This window comes from Arthrobacter sp. FW306-1B-F12A (assembly GCF_058781865.1).
This window is the reverse complement of sequence record NZ_JBYSXD010000068.1, coordinates 1-18,751: the sequence shown is the minus strand read 5'-3', so window position 1 is coordinate 18,751 and position 18,751 is coordinate 1. Positions and strand designations below refer to the sequence as shown.

11 protein-coding genes and 1 pseudogene are annotated in these 18,751 nt (G+C 60.9%); 7 read left to right on the top strand and 5 right to left on the bottom strand.

Features of this window, described 5'->3' with window-relative positions; genetic code table 11:
• Together AC3WJU_RS21055 and AC3WJU_RS21050 are read left to right on the top strand one after the other, a co-directional pair.
• Positions 1–249: pseudogene (locus AC3WJU_RS21055) on the top strand (hypothetical protein); the annotation flags it as partial.
• 127 nt (positions 250–376) lie between these two features.
• Complete coding sequence (locus tag AC3WJU_RS21050; RefSeq protein WP_492260769.1) at positions 377–1,039, top strand: DNA alkylation repair protein; 663 nt, start codon at positions 377–379, stop codon at positions 1,037–1,039.
• 153 nt (positions 1,040–1,192) lie between these two features.
• Here AC3WJU_RS21050 and AC3WJU_RS21045 read toward each other — a convergent pair whose 3' ends face one another.
• The 5 genes from AC3WJU_RS21045 to AC3WJU_RS21025 form a co-directional block, all read right to left on the bottom strand.
• Positions 1,193–2,503 (bottom strand): hypothetical protein, encoded by a 1,311-nt coding sequence (locus AC3WJU_RS21045; RefSeq protein WP_492260768.1) that lies wholly within the window; start codon positions 2,501–2,503, stop codon positions 1,193–1,195.
• A 341-nt stretch (positions 2,504–2,844) separates the two neighbouring features.
• Positions 2,845–3,144: a hypothetical protein gene (locus tag AC3WJU_RS21040; RefSeq protein WP_492260767.1), complete on the bottom strand. Its 300-nt coding sequence runs from the start codon at positions 3,142–3,144 to the stop codon at positions 2,845–2,847.
• A gap of 245 nt (positions 3,145–3,389) precedes the next feature.
• The gene (locus AC3WJU_RS21035; protein ID WP_492260766.1) at positions 3,390–6,455 is read right to left on the bottom strand and encodes a TY-Chap domain-containing protein; all 3,066 of its coding nucleotides are present in this window, start codon (positions 6,453–6,455) and stop codon (positions 3,390–3,392) included.
• Positions 6,456–7,109: 654 nt separating this feature from the next.
• Positions 7,110–7,748 carry a DUF4352 domain-containing protein gene (locus AC3WJU_RS21030; RefSeq protein WP_492260765.1) on the bottom strand — a complete coding sequence of 213 codons (639 nt, stop codon included), beginning with the start codon at positions 7,746–7,748 and terminating at the stop codon, positions 7,110–7,112.
• Positions 7,749–7,794: 46 nt separating this feature from the next.
• Positions 7,795–8,475, bottom strand: coding sequence for an Rv1352/Rv1906c domain-containing protein (locus AC3WJU_RS21025; protein ID WP_492260764.1), 681 nt, complete (start codon positions 8,473–8,475; stop codon positions 7,795–7,797).
• Positions 8,476–8,721: 246 nt separating this feature from the next.
• Between AC3WJU_RS21025 and AC3WJU_RS21020 the strand changes: the two genes are divergently transcribed.
• The 5 genes from AC3WJU_RS21020 to AC3WJU_RS21000 all read left to right on the top strand — a co-directional run bounded on the left by AC3WJU_RS21020 (position 8,722) and on the right by AC3WJU_RS21000 (position 18,401).
• Positions 8,722–10,779, top strand: coding sequence for a helix-turn-helix transcriptional regulator (locus AC3WJU_RS21020; RefSeq protein ID WP_492260763.1), 2,058 nt, complete (start codon positions 8,722–8,724; stop codon positions 10,777–10,779).
• Positions 10,779–12,410, top strand: a complete 1,632-nt coding sequence (locus AC3WJU_RS21015) for a class I SAM-dependent DNA methyltransferase (protein ID WP_492260762.1) — start codon at positions 10,779–10,781, stop codon at positions 12,408–12,410. Before AC3WJU_RS21020 ends, AC3WJU_RS21015 begins: the two co-directional genes overlap by 1 nt.
• On the top strand, positions 12,403–13,545 hold the full coding sequence (locus AC3WJU_RS21010; protein WP_492260761.1) for a restriction endonuclease subunit S: 1,143 nt from the start codon (positions 12,403–12,405) through the stop codon (positions 13,543–13,545). The genes AC3WJU_RS21015 and AC3WJU_RS21010 overlap by 8 nt, the downstream gene beginning before the upstream one ends.
• A 91-nt stretch (positions 13,546–13,636) precedes the next feature.
• Positions 13,637–16,831 (top strand): type I restriction endonuclease subunit R, encoded by a 3,195-nt coding sequence (locus AC3WJU_RS21005; RefSeq protein ID WP_492260760.1) that lies wholly within the window; start codon positions 13,637–13,639, stop codon positions 16,829–16,831.
• Between the two features lie 76 nt (positions 16,832–16,907).
• Complete coding sequence (locus tag AC3WJU_RS21000) at positions 16,908–18,401, top strand: hypothetical protein (protein ID WP_492260759.1); 1,494 nt, start codon at positions 16,908–16,910, stop codon at positions 18,399–18,401.
• The last annotated feature ends 350 nt before the right edge of the window (positions 18,402–18,751 follow it).

The window sequence follows — 18,751 nt, the reverse complement described above, 5'->3', positions numbered from 1 at the left end:
CACCAGGACTGGGAACCACCCCGCTGGCCACACCACCTCCCGACCGGCCAGGAATCGGACACCCTCCCTGACCTGGACCCGCCCGCATTTCAGGAACCGGAACTGCCCGCGGATCCGTTCCCGGACTGGAACTCCTTCACGGCCGCGCACCCATGGCCCGACGCCGATTCCGACGATCCAGGCGATCCGGGCTGGACCGCGCCCATGGACGACCCCTTCCCGGCATACGCCGCGTACCAAAGCGGCTGACCACCTGAAAGTTCCCAGAGGGGACACCGGCAGGCAGCCTCCGCACGCCCTCGTGATGGCGCGGCGAGGCTGCGCGTCCTAGTAAGCTCAAGCCACAAATGATGAAGAGGAGGCTGACGTGGCCGAGATGTCCGTGCAGGAGATAGTTGCCGAGCTGGCCGCGCTCGAGGACCCGAAGGCACGCGCGGTGAACGAGAAACACGGTGACGATCACGGTGTGAACCTCGGCAAACTGCGCGCGCTCGCTAAGCGGTTGAAGACGCAGCAGGAACTCGCGCACCAGCTCTGGGCGACAGATGACACGGCAGCGAGACTGCTCGCGATCCTGGTCTGCCGCCCGAAGGCGTTCGAGCGGGATGAGCTCGACGTCATGTTGCGTGCTGCACGTGTACCCAAGGTGCACGACTGGCTCGTCAATTACGTCGTGAAGAAGAACCCGCACTGCGAGGAACTGCGCCTTGCCTGGTTCACCGATCCGGATCCAGTAGTTGCGAGCGCCGGATGGGCGCTGACTACTGAACGCGCTTCAAAGAATCCCGAGGGCCTGGACCTCGCAGGATTGCTCGATGTCATCGAGGCGGAGATGAAAGACGCCCCGGATCGCTTGCAGTGGGCGATGAACCACTGCCTGGCCCAGATCGGGATCGAGCACGCCGGGCACCGCGCCCGCGCCATCGACATTGGTGAGCGCCTGGAAGTGCTCAAGGATTACCCGACTCCCCCAAACTGCACCTCTCCGTTCGCCCCCATCTGGATCACTGAAATGGTGCGCCGACAGGACGGGAAGTAGGAACCGGGCTGGAAACACCAAAGCTGCCCCCCGCACGACGTACCGTGAAGGGGCAGCTTCGTCTACCGCTAAAGGGACGAAGGCGGAGCTGCAGATCGACAGGTTTTTTTGCTGAGATCGAGTTGGTCAATGAGTTCGCTGTGCGGCGCCCGGTCAAGCCGCGACTGCAGGGAACACTAGAAGCGATCCGTCGCTGCTTCGTTCGATCTCAATCGCAACGTCAGCTTGATGGATTCCGGCGTTGAGGCCATCTCCCAAGCCGCGAAGACGATATACGGCCTTGAGTAGATCGTCGACCTCGCCCTGCGTGAACACAGGGCTTCTGAAGCCGCTGTTCCGCTTCAACTCGAGGGTCGACAGTCGACGTAGAACTGAGTCGATGCCGGATTCCAACTCGTCGACCCGACGCCCGTCGTCGTGCAATGTTCCGATGAAGCTCTTGAACGGATTGTGCGTGTCCTGTTGTGCGTGTTCAACAGCTTGAAGCACGAGCACTCGGCGTTTGAGAGCAATGGCGAGGCGTGCAAGCTCTAGATGGGCGCGGAACGTGCCGCCTTCCTCGTTGATACCAGGGAATGACTTCGTCAATGCACCGACTTCAACCGGGCCGTCGGGCAGTGTTTCTAGAGCAACTTGCCATTTCATGAGCCGACGCTGGATTCGTGCGATCGCCGTGCTGATCGCGTATGACGAGGAATCCAGTCCCAGTGATAGGCCGATTCTGCCCTGATCGAGGAGAATCGACGTTGCCTTGACGATCGCGTCAGGACAGCCGTCTAACTCGCTGCGTTCGCCCTCGAGGTTGTCCTCGTGTAACTGCTCCAAGAGGTCAGTGATCCGCTCGATTGATTCCTGGCGCTGGTGATCAGCGTAGGCGCTTACGCTGACCGCGACGGCCATCAGCACTAGTGGCGCGGCCACTGTCAGTGCCCCGGCCCCCGCTACAGCCACACCAGCAGTTGCGGCCGAACCGGTCGCAGCACCCGCAACAGCGGCCTTGCCGGCAACGGGAACAAAAGTGGCCTGCGCTGCGATTCCGGCGGAGTTGACGAGCGCGCCGTGAATACCTCCCGCAGCTGCTTTGGAGGCCATGGGCTGCACGAGTCCTTTGCCGACCTGCGCGGCGACCTTTGCCGGTACAACCATTCTGTAGAGCACGTCACCGGTAGCGGCGACGTCGAGCGTCGAAGGCACTGACTTCGCAGTCTCAGCCATGAGGCGCGATAACTCCCGAGCGAGCGGACTTGCTGCATGAAGCGGAATCCCGCCCTTCCGATCGGGCTTGATTGACAGCGGATGCGCTTCCAGCGTGGCGATGGGGGAATCAGCAAGTGCTGCTAGGACTGTTCTCAGTTCTGCGAGTCGGGCAGGTGTCATGCCCTCCTCGCCTAGCACGTTCGGCACGCTCACGGATTCCGTAGCGAGTGTCCATACTGGCACGAGTGGCTGGTTATCAATGGTCACGTCTGTCCCTCCCCATACTGAGTTCCACCATAGGCGGTGGCAGTGACACCAAAAGCGACCTCAACCCGCAGACCGTAGTTCTCGCCCACATTGAAGCCGCCATTCGTTATCGTTCCACATGAACGAGGGATATTCGAGTCGCTGCTCGCCCAGAAGCCTTCTGGGCAACCATTCTCCAACCATGACGATTTGCCCCCAGCGCTGGTGGCTACGAGTATCCGTCGGGCGTACAGCCGGACGGATTGAACGTTATGGAACTGTCAGCCAAAGTGGTCGCCAGCGTAGGCCGGGCAGTAGTGACACCTGGTGCTAAGCCACGCATTGGAGCCGGGGCCCGCAGCCTAAAGCTCCCACTTGCGGTCTGCTTCTCCACGCTCTTGGGCAACTTTTATGGCGACACGCACTGCTTTAACCCGTAGATAGTTAAACGTGCTGACGACTTGGCCCGGAGACACGATGTTGTCCCTCTCAAGGGAGCGTCGGACCCAGTAGGCGTACTCCTCGCGCCCCTCGGTGTTCTCGGGCAAGGAGGCCATGTAGGCGTCGGCAAGGCCGTGGCAGTGCTGCCCGGTATTGGGGTTCTCCGCGAACGAGGACTCCATGGCCACGGCCAGTTCTGCGCTGTAGGCGTCTGCATCCATCTTGGTACTCCTTTGTTGTTGAGACTGGTCATGCGCCCGCACGACTCGGCGCAGCCCAGCCGCGGGGCCTTCCTCGCGCATCCAGTTGACCCCAGATGCGCTTATCTACGTCGGCCGTAGGCGAATCGATCTATCGGCTGCCGTTTCTTTCAATGGTCCCGATTCCGCAGTCAGAGCGGCTGCCCAAGAGCCCTCGAGGGTGCGGTTTCCTCTGGAACCGGGTCCTGGAGGGCGACGGCCGTTTTTCAGTCGCCGGACGCGCCCATTTCGGGAGGGAACACTGCGAGTTCCCAGCGCAGCAGTCTAGCGTCCGGGCACTCTCGGCCGAATCGTAGCCCATCCAGGAGCTTCTTGGCCGCGGACTCCCGTGTGACGCCGGTTATGTGCCAATTCGGGTTATCCCCAGCTGGGGCGTCCCATCCGGCTGAGACGAGAAAGTCCGAGTTGAGCGGACAGACGTCAGCGGCAAGAAAATCCTCAGAAACTAGTTCCAGCGACAGCCCGGACGGACGTGGAGTGGCCTGCGCGTACGGTGCACAGTCCTCCCCCGCTCCGTACCCATATTCGACGCTGATGAAATCGTCGTCTTTGAGCCACAGCAGCTCGTCTGTCAGCGACTGCACGGCGTCTGCCCATAGAATCTCCTGGTCGGGTCCTTCCGGGGCCAAGCTCTGCGATTCGCCTTGGCCTAGGGGCGGGCCACTCGTGCCGGGTTCCCCGGACGGTAGGCTCGCAGACCACTTAATACTTGCAGGATTCTTAACGCCGCGGCACTCCCGCAACCCGGAGAGGAGAGTTGACGCGACATCCCCTAGAGGGACGGACTCTTTGATCCAAACATCATGGTGGTCTCTGGCCGCTGCCCAGCCCAGTTCGAGCATGCGTCTGACGTCGTGGGGCCAGTCCTCCGTTCCGACTACCAGTGCTGAGGGAAAGGAGCAATCGGCCCCATCGGCTGTGATTGTGGCCGTCGCGAACAAGGGAATATCCAGATCTTCGCCTTCTTCAACGACCCGGAGTTCAATCGAAGTGCCCACAGGAGTCCGGAACACAGTTCCAGCGAGCAAATGTCGAACCTGGTGCCAGGCGCCCCCGACGTCGTCGACTGAATCCTCAGAGAGGTCAGTGCTCCCCATTACGAGCCTCAGTCCGTTGCTCAAGACACCGAATTCGGCCTGCATGCTGAGCAGCGATGGTCGTTCCTCGCCCCGCACTACCTGCAGTTTCACCCAGTCGTCGTATGCGAACTCAGTTTTGGGAGAATCGTCCAGCCCGGATGCTGTCTCTGAAAAGTCCAAGGCAGCGCGGATGAAGTCCGAGCCGCGCCAATTCAAAGACTGCAAGATCGGGGGAAGGCCCACCGCGGCCAAGGCCCCATTCCACGAGCCGTTGCCAAGCAAAGCGGACACAGTTTCTACCGGAACGGGCCAGTCCAGGTAGTCAGATACTTCATAAAGTTCTCCGAAGCGGGCTCGGCCCAGGTCGTATTCTCTTGCGTAGAACTGCTTGCCAGAGGCGCGATTCAGCTGCCTCATTGCCCCCAGAACCAGGCCCACGACGCTTCGTCGTGAGGAAGCGGGAGCACCGCACAGGAAGCGTTCAAGATCCTCCACCACGCGTGTTTCATCCGAGGAAAGAGGTTCTGCCGGGCCTGCACCGAGGCCGTTGATCATGCCATACACGGCGAAGACGCCATAGTCGAGATAAGGGGAACAGCAGGTCATTGGGTAATCGACGACCAGCCCTGCCTTCTGCCGGAGCTCCTCGTAGACGTCGGCCGCCAAGCTGTGCAGCCAATGAAACCTGTGTTTCAGGACCATTGATTTGCTCACCGATCCAGGAGAGGGGCCGTCGTCGACAAGACCGCCATACACGTCGTCCTGAATCAGTTGACGTAGCGAACGGACTTCTCTTGCGATGGCGTCCGCACGACTTTGTTCCTGCTGGACCGTAATGGCTTCCCTGAGATCGTCGAGGAACTGCTTCGGAGATCCGTCGCCCTCATCCAGATTGGCTATCCGCTCTCCTTTGGCGTAGGCGTCCAGAATCGCTACCCGGTGGTGGGGCAAGCCTTTCGAAGTTGCTCCAAGTTCGTTTGCCCGCCGGGTTGAATTTTCCTGGAGCAGGCGAAGCGCGGCTCCGACATCGGGTCCGGCGTTCACAACTCCTCGTAAGACCCCGCTGGCCCAATTGGCTAAGGACGCTTCTTCCTTCTCACCACCCGGGGTCGGGAGCCGTCCGAACCGTGAAAGGAAGTCCGTATAGCCAACAAGACGTCGCTCGTGTCGGACTTCACGTGCCGTTTTCAACGTGTCCGCATACGAAAGCACGAGCGCAATTTCATCGGAAATTGGTACCCCCACAGCCCGGCGCTTTCGATGCTTGATCAACCAGGCGTAGCCCGGAGATCCGGATTCCGGAAGGTGACCCGCGGCCTCTAGCGACGCCATGACTCCTGCGCACTCCGCGTTCTCCCGGGTGGGATTTGCCTGCCTCGTCCGAACAGGTTCGACTTCGTTGGCAGCCCCCGCTAACTTGGCGCACGCTGCGATGAGTTCAGTGATTTTCTCATTGGTTTCAGCACCCCCCGCCGTCCGGGAACCGTCGAGCCGTCGCTTGACCCAGAACGCAAGGCTCTTTTCTTCCGCCGGCGCCAACTTCGCGAAGCCAGGCATGCGTCCGTTGGCCCTGACGAATACGGCCAACTGTTCCAAGCGAGCATCGCGTTTGTGTTCGGTGTGTGCCTTGAGTCGGTCCGCCAGTGCAAGCACATCAAGTGTTTCTGGCGACATCTCGGCACCGGTGGCGCGAAGGCGGCGAGCGTTCGCGATCCAGCCGTGGGTCTGGCTGTCTTCCGTGCTTGAAGGCACATGATCAGCGCCCTCAAGTGCGCTTCGCGCCTTCTCCCTTGCCAGGATCTCGTTGAATTCCGATCGTGACGGGTACTTGTCATAGAGGTCCAAGATCCTGAGCCGTCGCTCGGCGTACTCACTGGGCTCATACGCACGGCTGCTCTCACGCGCATGATTTCGCATCCAAGCCGCAATCGTGCGTTCCTTGTCCTCATCCGCGCTGAGCGAATCAGTATCCGTGAAACTCGTCCGGGGAACGTACCCGTGCTGACCGCACCATTCCTGGGCCTCTAGCAACATCGCATCAGGGTCGGCATTCCTCCTCGTTACCAGCGCGCCGGGGACCATATTCAAGGCATCAATCTGCTCCTGGGGCATGGTCCCGTCTTTGAATGACATGCGCTTGTTGATGAGCCACAGTGCGAGCCCTCGCTCTTCGTCCCGCGTGCTCAGTGGCATCCGGCCGTGCTCACTGTGGAATGCCGAGAGATCCGCAACCCACTCCGCAATTGATCGAGTCTTCCGCGTTGAGTCAGCCGGGACGAGAGGCTCAAGCAACTCGGAACGTTCAGCAGAGAGTTCTCCCTTATTGCGCGCGATGACCTGGGCGTTCAACCAAGCCGCAAGGCTGCGTTCGGGAGGATTGGCTGCCCCGAAGAGTGGGCGCCTTCCGTTGGAGCGAATAAATTCTGCCAACTCTGTGATCCGGTCAGAGTACGTCTGCCGTGAGGCCAGAGGACCCCCAAGGTCTTCCATCAGCTTCAGACGAGGAGCGGCCAGGTTTCCGGCGTTCCTCAGCGTCTGCTGCGTGGTGGTCCAACGGCCAAGGGCTGCTTCGGAAGTGTCCTTCGACTCTGCCCTAGGGCGGCGCCCGGTTAGCTCAATGAACGCTTTCAATTCACCGTAGCGCCTCATGAACCGGTGATCCTGCTCTTCGCGTGACATACCCGTCCTAGTCTTTATCCACAAGCATTTTTGGAAGGCACATTGCATACATGTGCATGCAATCGGCCCTTTGACTCCCCGCCATACCGTAGCGGTATGGATACCCGTAAGTGCCCCGCAACCTCGGGTTTCGAATAACATATGCGCAACGAATTCCTGCGCACCTGCCTATCCCGGAATCTGAATCCGCACCGCTTCCTGCATGAGCGGGTTGGAGATCATCACGGTCGAAGCATCCGGCGCTATATCGAAAGCAATGAATCCGCGAGTCTTGTCACCTGGCAGGACGTCTCCAGAGGCCAACTGGTTGTCGGCGAAGAGGTTGAGATCGGCCTTTCGCCCGTTGGCGTCCTTGGCGGAGAAGTAGAACGGATTGGAGCTGGTCTTGCCAGCCTCTGTTTCCCAGAGGACGTCGAGGAGCAGGTAGCTTCCATTCTTCGCCGGGGTGGCGAACGCCGTCGATGTGACGGTCGCTGTCCGGACGGCCGAAATGATCGTGATCTTGGCGACGTTGGCGTTGCCCATCTTGACGCTGAATGGAACGCCGACGGCGGGTGCGGCGACGGTTGCGGAGGGAACGGCCGCGGGAGCAACGGGAGTCGTGGCAGTGGGCGCTGCGGTAGACGCAGCTGTGGAAGAAGCCGCGGGGCCCGCATTTCCCGCCTGCTTCGTTCCGCCGGAGCAGGAGCCCAGCGCGATGCCGAGCACCAGGACACCTGCTGGGATCAGGAAACGCTTCTTCTTGAAGAACGGGCGGGGCGCGGCGGCTGGGGTCTCGACGCCGGGCGCCTGTGGAATCTGGTTCATGTGGGTCATGCCTTTCTAGGGTTAGCGAATGATGAGCGAACGAGTACTACTGCTTTTCCCATTTGCCGCATCGGGTTGAATTGAAGTCCTGGCCGGCGGATAGGTTCACCGCGGGGCGGCCTCCGCCTGGAATGTCGTTCTGGATGATCTGGCTGCCGTTGGTTCCTGACTGGTAGATGCCCCAGTAGCAGGTTGATCCCACTGCCGCCGCTGCACGGTACGTGCCCGGTTCGATGTCCTTGCCGACCGTCCAGGTGCCGTCGCTGACAGTGTTGGCCGCTTTGGTCTTTTCAGCCGCGGTCACCGCGTCTTCCCGCTGCTTAACGGCGTCTTCGCGGGCTTTGGCCGCCGCTTCAGCTTTAGCGACCTCGGTTTCGCGAGACGTGACTTTGGCTTCGCGGCCGGCGATGCCGTTCTGAAGTGTGTCGTACTTGGATTTCAGCGAGTCGTAGCTGGACTTGGCCGAATCACGGGCGCTTTCGACCGCAGACTTTTCCCTTGTGAGCCCAACATAGGCGTCGCTCGCCTTCGGATCCGGCAATGTGGTCCCGAATGCTGTTCCGCCCGCCACGAGGACGACGGCGGCAACCGCGAGCCAGAGGCGCTTCTTGCGTGCGGATTTGGGTTTCTCCGGAGTCGGACCCTCGGGGTTCCGGGCGTCAGTGCCCCCGGGGTCACCGCCTTCGAGCTGTGGCTCTTCGTTCTGGCCGGTCTCGATGTTCAACATGGCTTCTTCCTTTAGGGGATGGACAGTGGGTGTGGCTGCTGGGCGGCGGCGGGATGCCAGTCCCCCAATGCGTGGTTCCCCGCCGCCGTCGCAGCCCCGGAAGATCCCTTCGTAGCTGCAGAACGAACCTATGACTCCTCGGCATTCAACGAGTCGGTATTCACTGATAACCCCCGTTATCAGCGCCTCGCGGGAAAAGTTGCCGGTCGCAGCTAGGCTGAGGGTCGACGTCGTAAGGAGGCGGAAGTGAACGAATCAGCAGCCCTGCTCATGAACCTTTCGGATGTCGCCTCCCTGGCGCAGGTCCAGCGGCCCGTCGTTTCGATGTGGCGCAAACGGAGCGCTGGATCGGCTCATCCGTTTCCGGACCCCATAGCGCTTGAAGGCGGCCGTGAAGTGTTCGACGCCGACCAGGTCGCCGCATGGCTTGCCGCCACCGGACGGGGCAATAACCCTGAGGCCCTCAACGACGTCGCCGCCTTCGCGAAGATGCCCCCAGCCGGCAGCGCCCGCGGAAGCACGTTCGACTCGCTCACCGCCCTGCTGACTCTCAAGGCGATGACAGGTGAGGATCTGGGGCAGCTGAGCCCTGATGAATTGCTGGACCTCGCGGACGAGTGCGATCCCGATGACATGTTTCTGTATTCGGAACTGGAAGTCCTGGGCGCTTCACTTGTTTCCACGGTGGCATTCGCAGACCGACTGGTAGACAGTGCCTACAACGCGCCGGCCGCCTTCGAGCAACTGCTCGCGGCTCGTTTCCGGGCAGGGCTGCGGGAACAATCGGAGACCGCGCTCTCTGACGCTGCCGCAGGGTTGGTTGCCAATGCTGCGGTCGAACTGGCCGCCACGCTTGATGGGAACCCAGTGTTTGCCGACTCCACACCCGGCGGCAGCGACCTCCTAATCGGCGTCATGCGGACGTCCGGCGAGGATGCTCCCGTCACCTTCCTGACAGCGAACGACGACGGCGGTACAGGCCGGCTGGCGCGCCGCCGCCTGCGGGCGCACGGCGTGGACGGTGAGCAGATCCGCATCGACGCCAGCGGCGAGTTTGCGGTCGAAGGAGCTGTGGTGCATGTGGTTCAGTACCCGCCCCCTGGCCAACCGCGCATGGACGACTCCCAGATTCTCTCGGCGGTGGAACACCTTGCCCTGCAGATGGACGATCAGCAGCGGGCGGTCATCATCGCCCCGGCACGGGTTCTCTGCGATGTGCCACTGTCCGGGACTGCCGCCGGCGTCCGTTCAGGTATTCTGCGAACTGGTCGGGTACGTGCCATCGTGCGGCTGCCGCAAGGTCTCTTGCGTTCCAAGCCGCGCGAAGCCCAGGCGCTGTGGGTGCTAGGGCCCTCGTTCGCCGAGGTGCCCATTGCCGAACGCTGGACCATGGTGGCGGATCTCAGCGCCCGAGACCTCGCCGACGACGTCACCCAGGACCTCATCAGCGATATCGTTGCATCGATGGGCGACCGCGCCACCATCCGCGCCCACTCCTTCCGCTTCGCGCGACTGGTACAGACACGTCTCCTGCTGGCCAGCAGGAAGTCCTTGGCGAAAGCCCCATCCCACGGTTCGGCTCCGAGTTCCAACGGCGCTGAGTCGGCCCTCCGTGTGGAGGAACTTGTACGGATCCTGCAAGCCGGCAAACCTGAACAATCCGGTGACATCGCAGTGCTCCCAGGAGATCCGAACGCGAAGACCCAGCCCGCCTCCGTGCAAGACTTCATCGCCGCCGACAACCTCAAGTACATCAAGGGAAACCGACTGGAGGACGCGGATCTGGCACCAAGCGGCGGGACTCGAGTCCTGGGGCCTGCCGAGCTGATCCATCCGCATACCGCCCCGTCCCGCTACCTCAACCTCCTGGACTTCGCCGCCAGCAATCCTTCCGGACGGCTCACCGAGCCCGGCGACGTCGTCTTCTGCACCAGTCCCCGGCCTGCGGCGATAGTGGACACCCAAGGCGGCTCCGCCGTCATCTTCCCCGCCCGAGTGCTCCGGATCGACCCCGGCGACCCAGGCGGGCTACTACCGGACGTCGTCGCCGCGGACATCAACAGACTCCGTACAGCGGACAAGTCCTGGCGTCAATGGCGCCTGCGTCGCACCCCTGACGCCCAACGCAAGAAGCTGGCCGATTCCCTCGCGCGGCTGCAACACGAACAGCAGCAAGCCCGCGAACGCCTCAAGCTCTTGGAAGAACTCGCTACCCTGATTACGGACGGCGTAGCGGGCGGAAGCCTCACCCTGACAGACCCCAGCACCAAGCTCGCCGGACCAGAGACCGAAGGAACACGTTAATGCCCCCGAAATTGAAGGTGGACCTCGCCCCGTCCACCATGAAGGAACTCAAGGACACCCTCTGGAAGGCCGCGGACAAACTGCGCGGCTCCATGGATGCCTCGCAGTACAAGGACGTGATTCTCGGGCTGGTGTTCCTGAAGTACGTCTCTGACGCTTTCGAGGAACGTCGAGGGCATATCCAGGCAGAGCTGGAAGCGGAAGGGCTCAACGAGGAGCAGGTCGCCCAGCTCATCGACGACGTGGACGAGTACACCGGCCGCGGCGTGTTCTGGGTGTCTGAACGGGCTCGCTGGACCTACCTCGCGGAGAACGCCAAGGGCCTTCCCGCGTTGGACGGCGAGGAGCCCAAATCGATCGGGAAGCTCATCGATGAAGCAATGAAGCTCATCATGCAGGACAACAAGAGCCTCGCGGCCACTCTCCCCCTCATATACAACCGCGACAACGTGGACCAGCGCCGCCTCGGCGAGCTGCTGGACCTTTTCAACTCCGCCCGCTTCACTGGTCAGGGGGTCAGCAAGGCGCGCGACCTGCTCGGTGAGGTGTATGAATACTTCCTGGAGAAGTTTGCCAAGGCCGAGGGCAAGCGTGGTGGCGAGTTCTACACCCCCGCCGGGGTGGTCCGCGTCCTCGTGGAAGTCCTCGAACCGCACCGCGGCCGGGTCTACGATCCCTGCTGCGGATCCGGGGGCATGTTCGTCCAGGCCGAGAAGTTCCTCGCCGCCCACAACATGGAGGGCTCGGACATTTCGGTTTACGGCCAGGAGCTCAATGAGCGCACCTGGCGGATGGCCAAGATGAACCTGGCCATCCACGGTCTCAACGCCAACCTCGCCTCCCGCTGGGGCGACACTTTTGCCCGGGACCAGCACCCCGAATTGAGCGGTAACAACGGCGCGGACTTCATCATGGCCAACCCGCCCTTCAACATCAAGGACTGGGCCCGCTCTGATTCGGACGCCCGCTGGAAGTATGGCGTCCCCCCGGCCGGCAATGCCAACTACGCCTGGATTCAGCACATCATCTCCAAGTTGGCCCCGGGCGGCAGTGCCGGCGTGGTCATGGCCAACGGATCCATGTCCTCCAACTCCGGCGGCGAGGGCGAGATCCGCGCGCAGCTCGTCGAGGCGGACTTGGTCTCCTGCATGGTGGCACTCCCCACGCAGCTGTTCCGCAGCACCGGCATCCCGGTCTGCACCTGGTTTTTCGCCAAGGACAAGACCGCCGGCAAGAACGGCTCCGTTGACCGGACCGGGCAAGTGCTTTTCATCGACGCCAGGAACCTCGGGTACTTGGTGGACCGGGCCGAGCGGGCCCTGTCCGACGAGGACATCGCCAAGATCGCGAACACCTACCATGCTTGGCGCGGCACCTCGTCGGCGATTGAGGCCGGCCTGACGTACGACGACGAAGCCGGATTCTGCTACTCCGCCACCCTCGCCGAGGTAAAGGCTTCGGACTACGCCCTGACGCCGGGCCGGTACGTCGGGGCTGCCGATGTTGAAGACGACAGCGAACCGATCGAAGAAAAGATCGCGCGCCTGTCCAAGGAGCTTTTCGCGCAGTTCGAGGAGTCCGAGCGGCTGGCGGCTATCGTGCGCGAGCAGCTAGGGAGGGTCAATGTCTGAGTGGCACGCAACAACGCTGGGTGAAGTTGTCAATTTTCAGCGCGGCTTCGACATCACAAAAGCCTCCCAACGTGACGGTGCTATTCCGGTCGTTTCGTCAGGTGGCATTGGCAGTTACCACGACACGGCGGCCGCTACCGGACCCGGCGTCGTAATTGGCCGAAAGGGGACATTGGGCAAAGCCTTCTATTTGCCAGGGGACTACTGGCCCCACGACACGACCCTCTGGGTTCAGGACTTCAAGGGCAGCCATCCGCTCTTCGTCTATTACTTCATGACGCAGTTCGATACATCTTGGTTGGATGCGGGTTCTGCCAATCCAACTCTGAATCGCAACCATCTCCATCCGATAAAAGTCACTTGGCCAACCGTTCCAATCCAGAGGGCCATCGCGGAGGTGTTGGGGGCACTCGACGAGAAGATTGCCGCTAACGCCAAAGCCATTGCGACTGCTGGCGAGGTCTTAGAGGCTACTTTCGCCTTGATATGCGGCCAGCCCGACGAGACTATCCCGTTCAGCGAGTTGGTCACTGTCACTAAGGGTGTCTCATACAGGAGCGCGGATCTCCGCGAGTCGTCCAGTGCCCTGGTCACATTGAAATCCTTCGATAGGAACGGCGGATACTCGCTAAGGGGACTCAAGGAGTATGCTGGCCCGTTTAAGGTCTCTCAGCAGATCGCTCCGGGTGAACTAGTCGTCGCCCAAACAGACTTGACCCAAGCGGCAGAAGTGATCGGGCGAGCAGTCCGCGTACCAGGAGCCCCCGGCTACGAGAAGCTAGTCGCAAGCTTGGACTTGGCAATCGTTCGTCCGAGGCAGGACTCGCCAGTCGAATTCTTGCTCGGCGTGATGTTGCAAGGACGCTTCCGAGCGCACTGCAGGACCAGAACAAGCGGTACAACGGTCCTGCATCTAGCATCTGATGCAATTCCATTGTTCCAAGCACCCTTGGTTTCGCGGGAGACACAGGAGAAGTATGCTTCGGTGGCTCGTCCGATGCTGGAGCTTCGCGACTCGCTCGAATACGAGGTGGACTCACTGGCATCAACCCGAGACGCCCTTCTCCCCCAGCTCATGTCCGGCAAACTGCGGGTCAAAGACGCAGAAAAGGTACTGGAGGACGCAGGCGTGTGAGACCGGCTGAGCAGGTCTGAGCAAAATGCCTCCAGGCAGCAGAAACTTGCAGAACAATTCAGAACGACAGCCGGTCAACCAGGGGGACACCATGAAAGCAGCACCCGCAGTAGCCTTTTCCGAGGCCGATTGGGAGGGCATTGCCCTTGAACTCCTGGCCGAACCACTCGGCTGGCGGCCCACTTCCGGGCAGGACATCGCGCCCGGTACGGGCGAACGAGAGTCCTGGGACGACCTGCTGATTCGGCCCAGGCTGCTCGCGACCCTGCAGCGGTTCAACCCGACGGTTCCGGTCCAGTATCTGCAGCAGGCCCTCGCCGAAATCGCCGCTCCCAAGTCCAACGACGCGATCACCGAGAACCATCGCATCCACAGCTATCTGGTGGACGGGTACCGGCTCAGCTACATCGACTCGGACGGAAACGAAGCCAACCCCACCATCCATCTGCTGAGCTCGGACCCGGACCAGAACGACTGGCTCGCGGTCAACCAGGTCACTTTGGTGCAGGGCGACTTCAAACGCCGCTTCGACGTCGTGCTCTATTGCAACGGCATGCCGGTGAGCGTCATCGAGCTGAAGAAGGCCGGCAGCGCGACCGCCGACGTAGCCGCTGCCCACGCCCAACTGCAGACCTACCTGCGCGAATTCCCCATGGCGTTCCGCTTCTGCGTGTTCACACTTGCCTCTGACGGTATCCAAGCCAAGTACGGGACGCCATTCACTCCCCTCAACCACTTCTCGCCCTGGAATGTGGACGACGACGGAGTTCCAGTCCCGCTTGGGTTCATGCAGGACGGCGAGGCCGTGACCGTATTGGAGACCGCACTCCAGGGCCTGTACAACCAGGAACGGTTCCTGCAGCTTGTCCGCAACTTCACCGCCTTCGATGAAGGCTCCGACGGGCTGAGCAAGCGCATAGCGAAGCCGCACCAGTATTTCGCCGTGACCAAAGCCGTGGGCAGCACCGTGCAAGCGGTGGAAAGCAACGGCAAGGCCGGCGTCGTCTGGCATACCCAGGGCTCGGGCAAGTCCATGGAAATGGAGCTCTACGCCAACCTCGTGGCCCGGCACCCGAAGCTGAAGAACCCGACTGTCGTCGTCATCACCGACCGTAACGAACTCGACGGACAGCTGTTCGAAGGCTTCGACCGCAGCCTGCTGCTCGCCGAATCTCCCAAGCAGATCAAGAAGCGCTCCGAACTCCGGGATGAACTGAGCAACCGCACAACGGGCGGCATTTACTTCACCACCCTCCAGAAGTTCGGCCGCAGCAAGTCGGAGAAGGACGCGGGCGCCGATCACCCGTTGCTTTCCGACCGCCGGAACATCATCGTGGTGGTGGACGAGGCGCACCGCTCACACTACGACGATCTGGATGGTTACGCCCGGCACCTGCGCGATGCGCTGCCCCACGCAACACTGATAGCGTTCACTGGCACGCCCATCTCCTTCGACGACCGGAATACACGGGATGTTTTCGGCGAGTACATCGACATCTACGACCTGTCCCGCGCGGTGGAGGACGGTGCGACGGTGCCCGTGTACTTCGAACCGCGACTCATCAAGGTTGGACTCGCCGCGGATATCACCGAGGAGATCCTCGACCAGTCGGCCGACGAGGTCACCCTGGGCTTGGACGATACCGAGCGGGCGCGCATCGAGGCGAGCGTCGCCGTCGTAAACGCCGTCTATGGGGCGCCCCAGCGCATCGCGGCGCTGGCCGCCGACCTGGTGTCGCATTGGGAGAACCGCAGCGGACAGATGGCCAAGTTCATAGAGGCGCCGGGCAAGGGGATGATCGTCGGCGGGACGCGGGAAATCTGCGCGAAGCTGTATGCCGCGATCGTTGAGCTTCGGTCCGATTGGCATTCCGATGACCTGACCAAGGGCAAGATCAAGGTGGTCTATTCAGGCACCGCATCCGATGTTCCGCCCGTTTCCGATCACGTGCGTCGCGACTCCGCGAACGCTGTGGTGAAGGAACGACTCAAGGACGTAGATGATGAGCTGGAACTGGTGATCGTCAAGGACATGATGCTTACCGGCTACGACTCCCCTCCCCTGCACACGCTGTATCTGGATCGGCCGCTCAAGGGCGCGTTGCTGATGCAGACCCTGGCGCGTGTGAACCGGACCTTCCGCGGCAAGGGAGACGGGCTGCTGGTGGCATACGCACCGCTGGCGGAAAATCTGGCCAAGGCCCTGGGCGAATACACGAAGGACGACCAAGCGAACAAGCCGGCGGGCAAGAACATTGATGAGGCCGTCGGCCTTACCGTTTCGCTGGTGGACTCGCTGAGGGAGCTACTGGCGGGCTACAACTGGAAAGCCGTACTGATAAAGGGCGGCCCGAAGGCGTTTCTGAATGCCGTCACCGGCGCGGTCAGCTACTTGCGGAGCCCTGGCACGCCCGGCAACCAGCCAGCCGAGGACGAAGAATCACGTGCCGCCAAATACCGCAGGTTCTCGGGCCAACTCTCCCGTGCCTGGGCGCTTTGTTCCGGTTCCGAGACGCTTGCTGAGCTGCGCCCTGAGATTCAGGTGTACGAGGAGATTCGCGTCTGGATGGCGAAGTACGACGCCGCCGACCGGCAGGCCAGCGGCGAGCCGGTGCCGGAAGAGATTCAGCGGCTGCTTGGCAACCTGATCGCTTCCGCGACGTCCTCCGGAGAGGTCTTGGACATCTACGATGCTGCGGGGATGCCCAAGCCGTCGCTGGATGATCTGACGCCCGAGTTCATCGCCAAGACACAGCAGGCACGGAATCCGCAGCTGGCCATCGAGGCACTGCGGAAGCTCATCGCAGACGAATCAGCGAAGATGACCCGAAACAACGTCATCCGCCAGCGGGCATTCTCCGAGCGCATCACAGAGCTGATGAAGAAGTACACCAACCAACAGCTCACCTCCGCGGAAGTCATAGCGGAATTGGTGGAACTTGCCCGCGAGGTAGCCATGGAGGGGAACCGTGGGGCCAGGTTCACGCCCCCGCTGAATACGGACGAGCTGGCCTTCTACGATGCCGTGGCACAAAACGAGTCAGCGGTGGAAGTACAGGGCGAAGGCCTGCTGGCAGAGATCGCGCGCGAGCTGGTTTCTGTAATGCGCCGCGACGTGCGCACCGACTGGACGGTCCGCGACGACGTCCGGGCCAAGCTGCGGTCCTCCATCAAACGTTTGTTGGTCCGCTTCGGCTATCCGCCGGACAAGCAGCCCGAAGCAATCAAACTGGTCATGGAGCAGATGGAGGCCATGGCACCGCGGTTCGCCGAGGCGCATAGTTAGGAGAATACGTGTCTGGTATATTTCGATCAAACATGGTCAACGCCTTTAGATAAAGCACATCAATATTGGGGAACAAATGGCTGCCAGAGAACACTTCATTTTGCTCGGACAAGCACATGGAGGCGCCGTCCCGGCAGGTCCCGTTGAACTCATACTGGACGCAAATGTGGTGTCTATCGCAGAGAATCTGGGACGGAAGGGCTTCAATCCGGAGAGCATCGAACATCGTCGCATGGTGAACCTGGCCGCTTGGCTTGCGAGGCGACCGGGAAGCGACGTCAACGTCCTCATGGGGCTGCCCGAGGGCTCCGGATTCGACGGAACGATATCAGCTCCTCACATGCTTGCTCGACGACTCGCTGTCAGCCAAATTGTTTTTGCGCAATTCTTGCGCGGAAACGCTGATGAAGTATTTAGGTCAATACCGATCGTCGATAAGTACGGAGTCGACTTACCTGACATTGATGAACTACAAGATAATATTCGAGAGATATTCGGAAGCGTTGTCTTACCGAACTATCTAATGCTTCTCGCGTGGACCATGGCATTCAATAATGAACCTGCCCCAGACGTTCAGTCCCGATTCGGACGGCTCCGCAAGAGCCTGGAACGGATGATCGACAACGTTGGGTTTATTCCATTAATGTGGCCGACTTTGATCTATGCCGAACTGGGCGACAAAGATTTGCAGAATAGCATAACCAATAAGGTTTTGAAATTACACCGCAATGAAAAGACAAAATCACTTCGCTCAGGAGCTTGGGACATCGGCCTGCTGCAGTTCATCTCGCTCTTGCGCGCCTCAGACTCTCCCTCGGAGATTGACGCCAAGACGCCGGTTCTGGTCACAAATGATGAAGAATTCGCGCTCTACGCCTCCATACTCCCCGCTCTCGCAGATTCTGGCTTATATGAGTTGGACGAAAGCAGGATAGAACCCACCCATATTGCTGCGTTTAAGGAACTTCTTGCTCAGCAGCAGGCGCATCGAAAGCCGGAAGATGTCATCCCCCCTTCATGGGAGACCCTGATCGACATCGCAGTCGCCTGGGAGCGCGAGCTTGGGTTCTCGGATGATGTTATATTGAGGCGAGATTTTGAACAGATAACCATTCGGCCTAATCACTCGCATACGGCCGACTTAGTCCGAGTCATTGGCCGCAGCGCTACTCGCGAAGACCTACTCCGGGCCTGCGAAGAGATACCTAACCGCATGGTGACGGCAGCTTTCCTGGCTATATTGCTCCTACATCACCTTGCCGACGGCCGAGACGTCAAAGAAGTTTTCCTTGAAACGCTCGAAAAGCGACTCCCGCAAGCAATAGGGTCCCGATACTATAATCTTTCGATGTCTGTTATCGGAGCCATGTTGGTCAACAACCCCTCCCAAACGGCGGCCATCTTTGGTACGGTGAATGCCCTCTCGAGTCCAGGCCTAGTTATCTTCGGGATTGTAGTGATCTGTGATGAATTGGCTGAAGAGCTGGCCAAGAAGCAATCGAGAGGTAAAGCGGAACTGTGTAGTGATTTGAGTGCAAGGCTGAATGAGTCAATCATTCACGGAGACTGACGAGCTCAACCAACGCTGGCCGGTGCTCGTCGATGCCCAGCATCCGCGGTCTGAGTTGGTCCACGTCAGGCAGGTTCAGAATGCAAGCTTCGTTCAACGCAGTCCGGACCATCCACCAGGACACGACGAACGCTGCTGTTGTCTCGGACACGGCACGGCCGGACCGGATCACGGCATCGACGAGGGGGTCACGCAGCCGGCTCGTTGACCGAGCGCGACGCGGGATCTGAGTCGTGGATTCAAAGAACGACAACCGATTGCACGCCGGTTCCTGGCTCTTCGTGGTTGGTGGGGAACTGAGTTCGTGTCGTTGAAGACAAGAGGGCCCGTGGCCCTGTTGGGATGAGTGT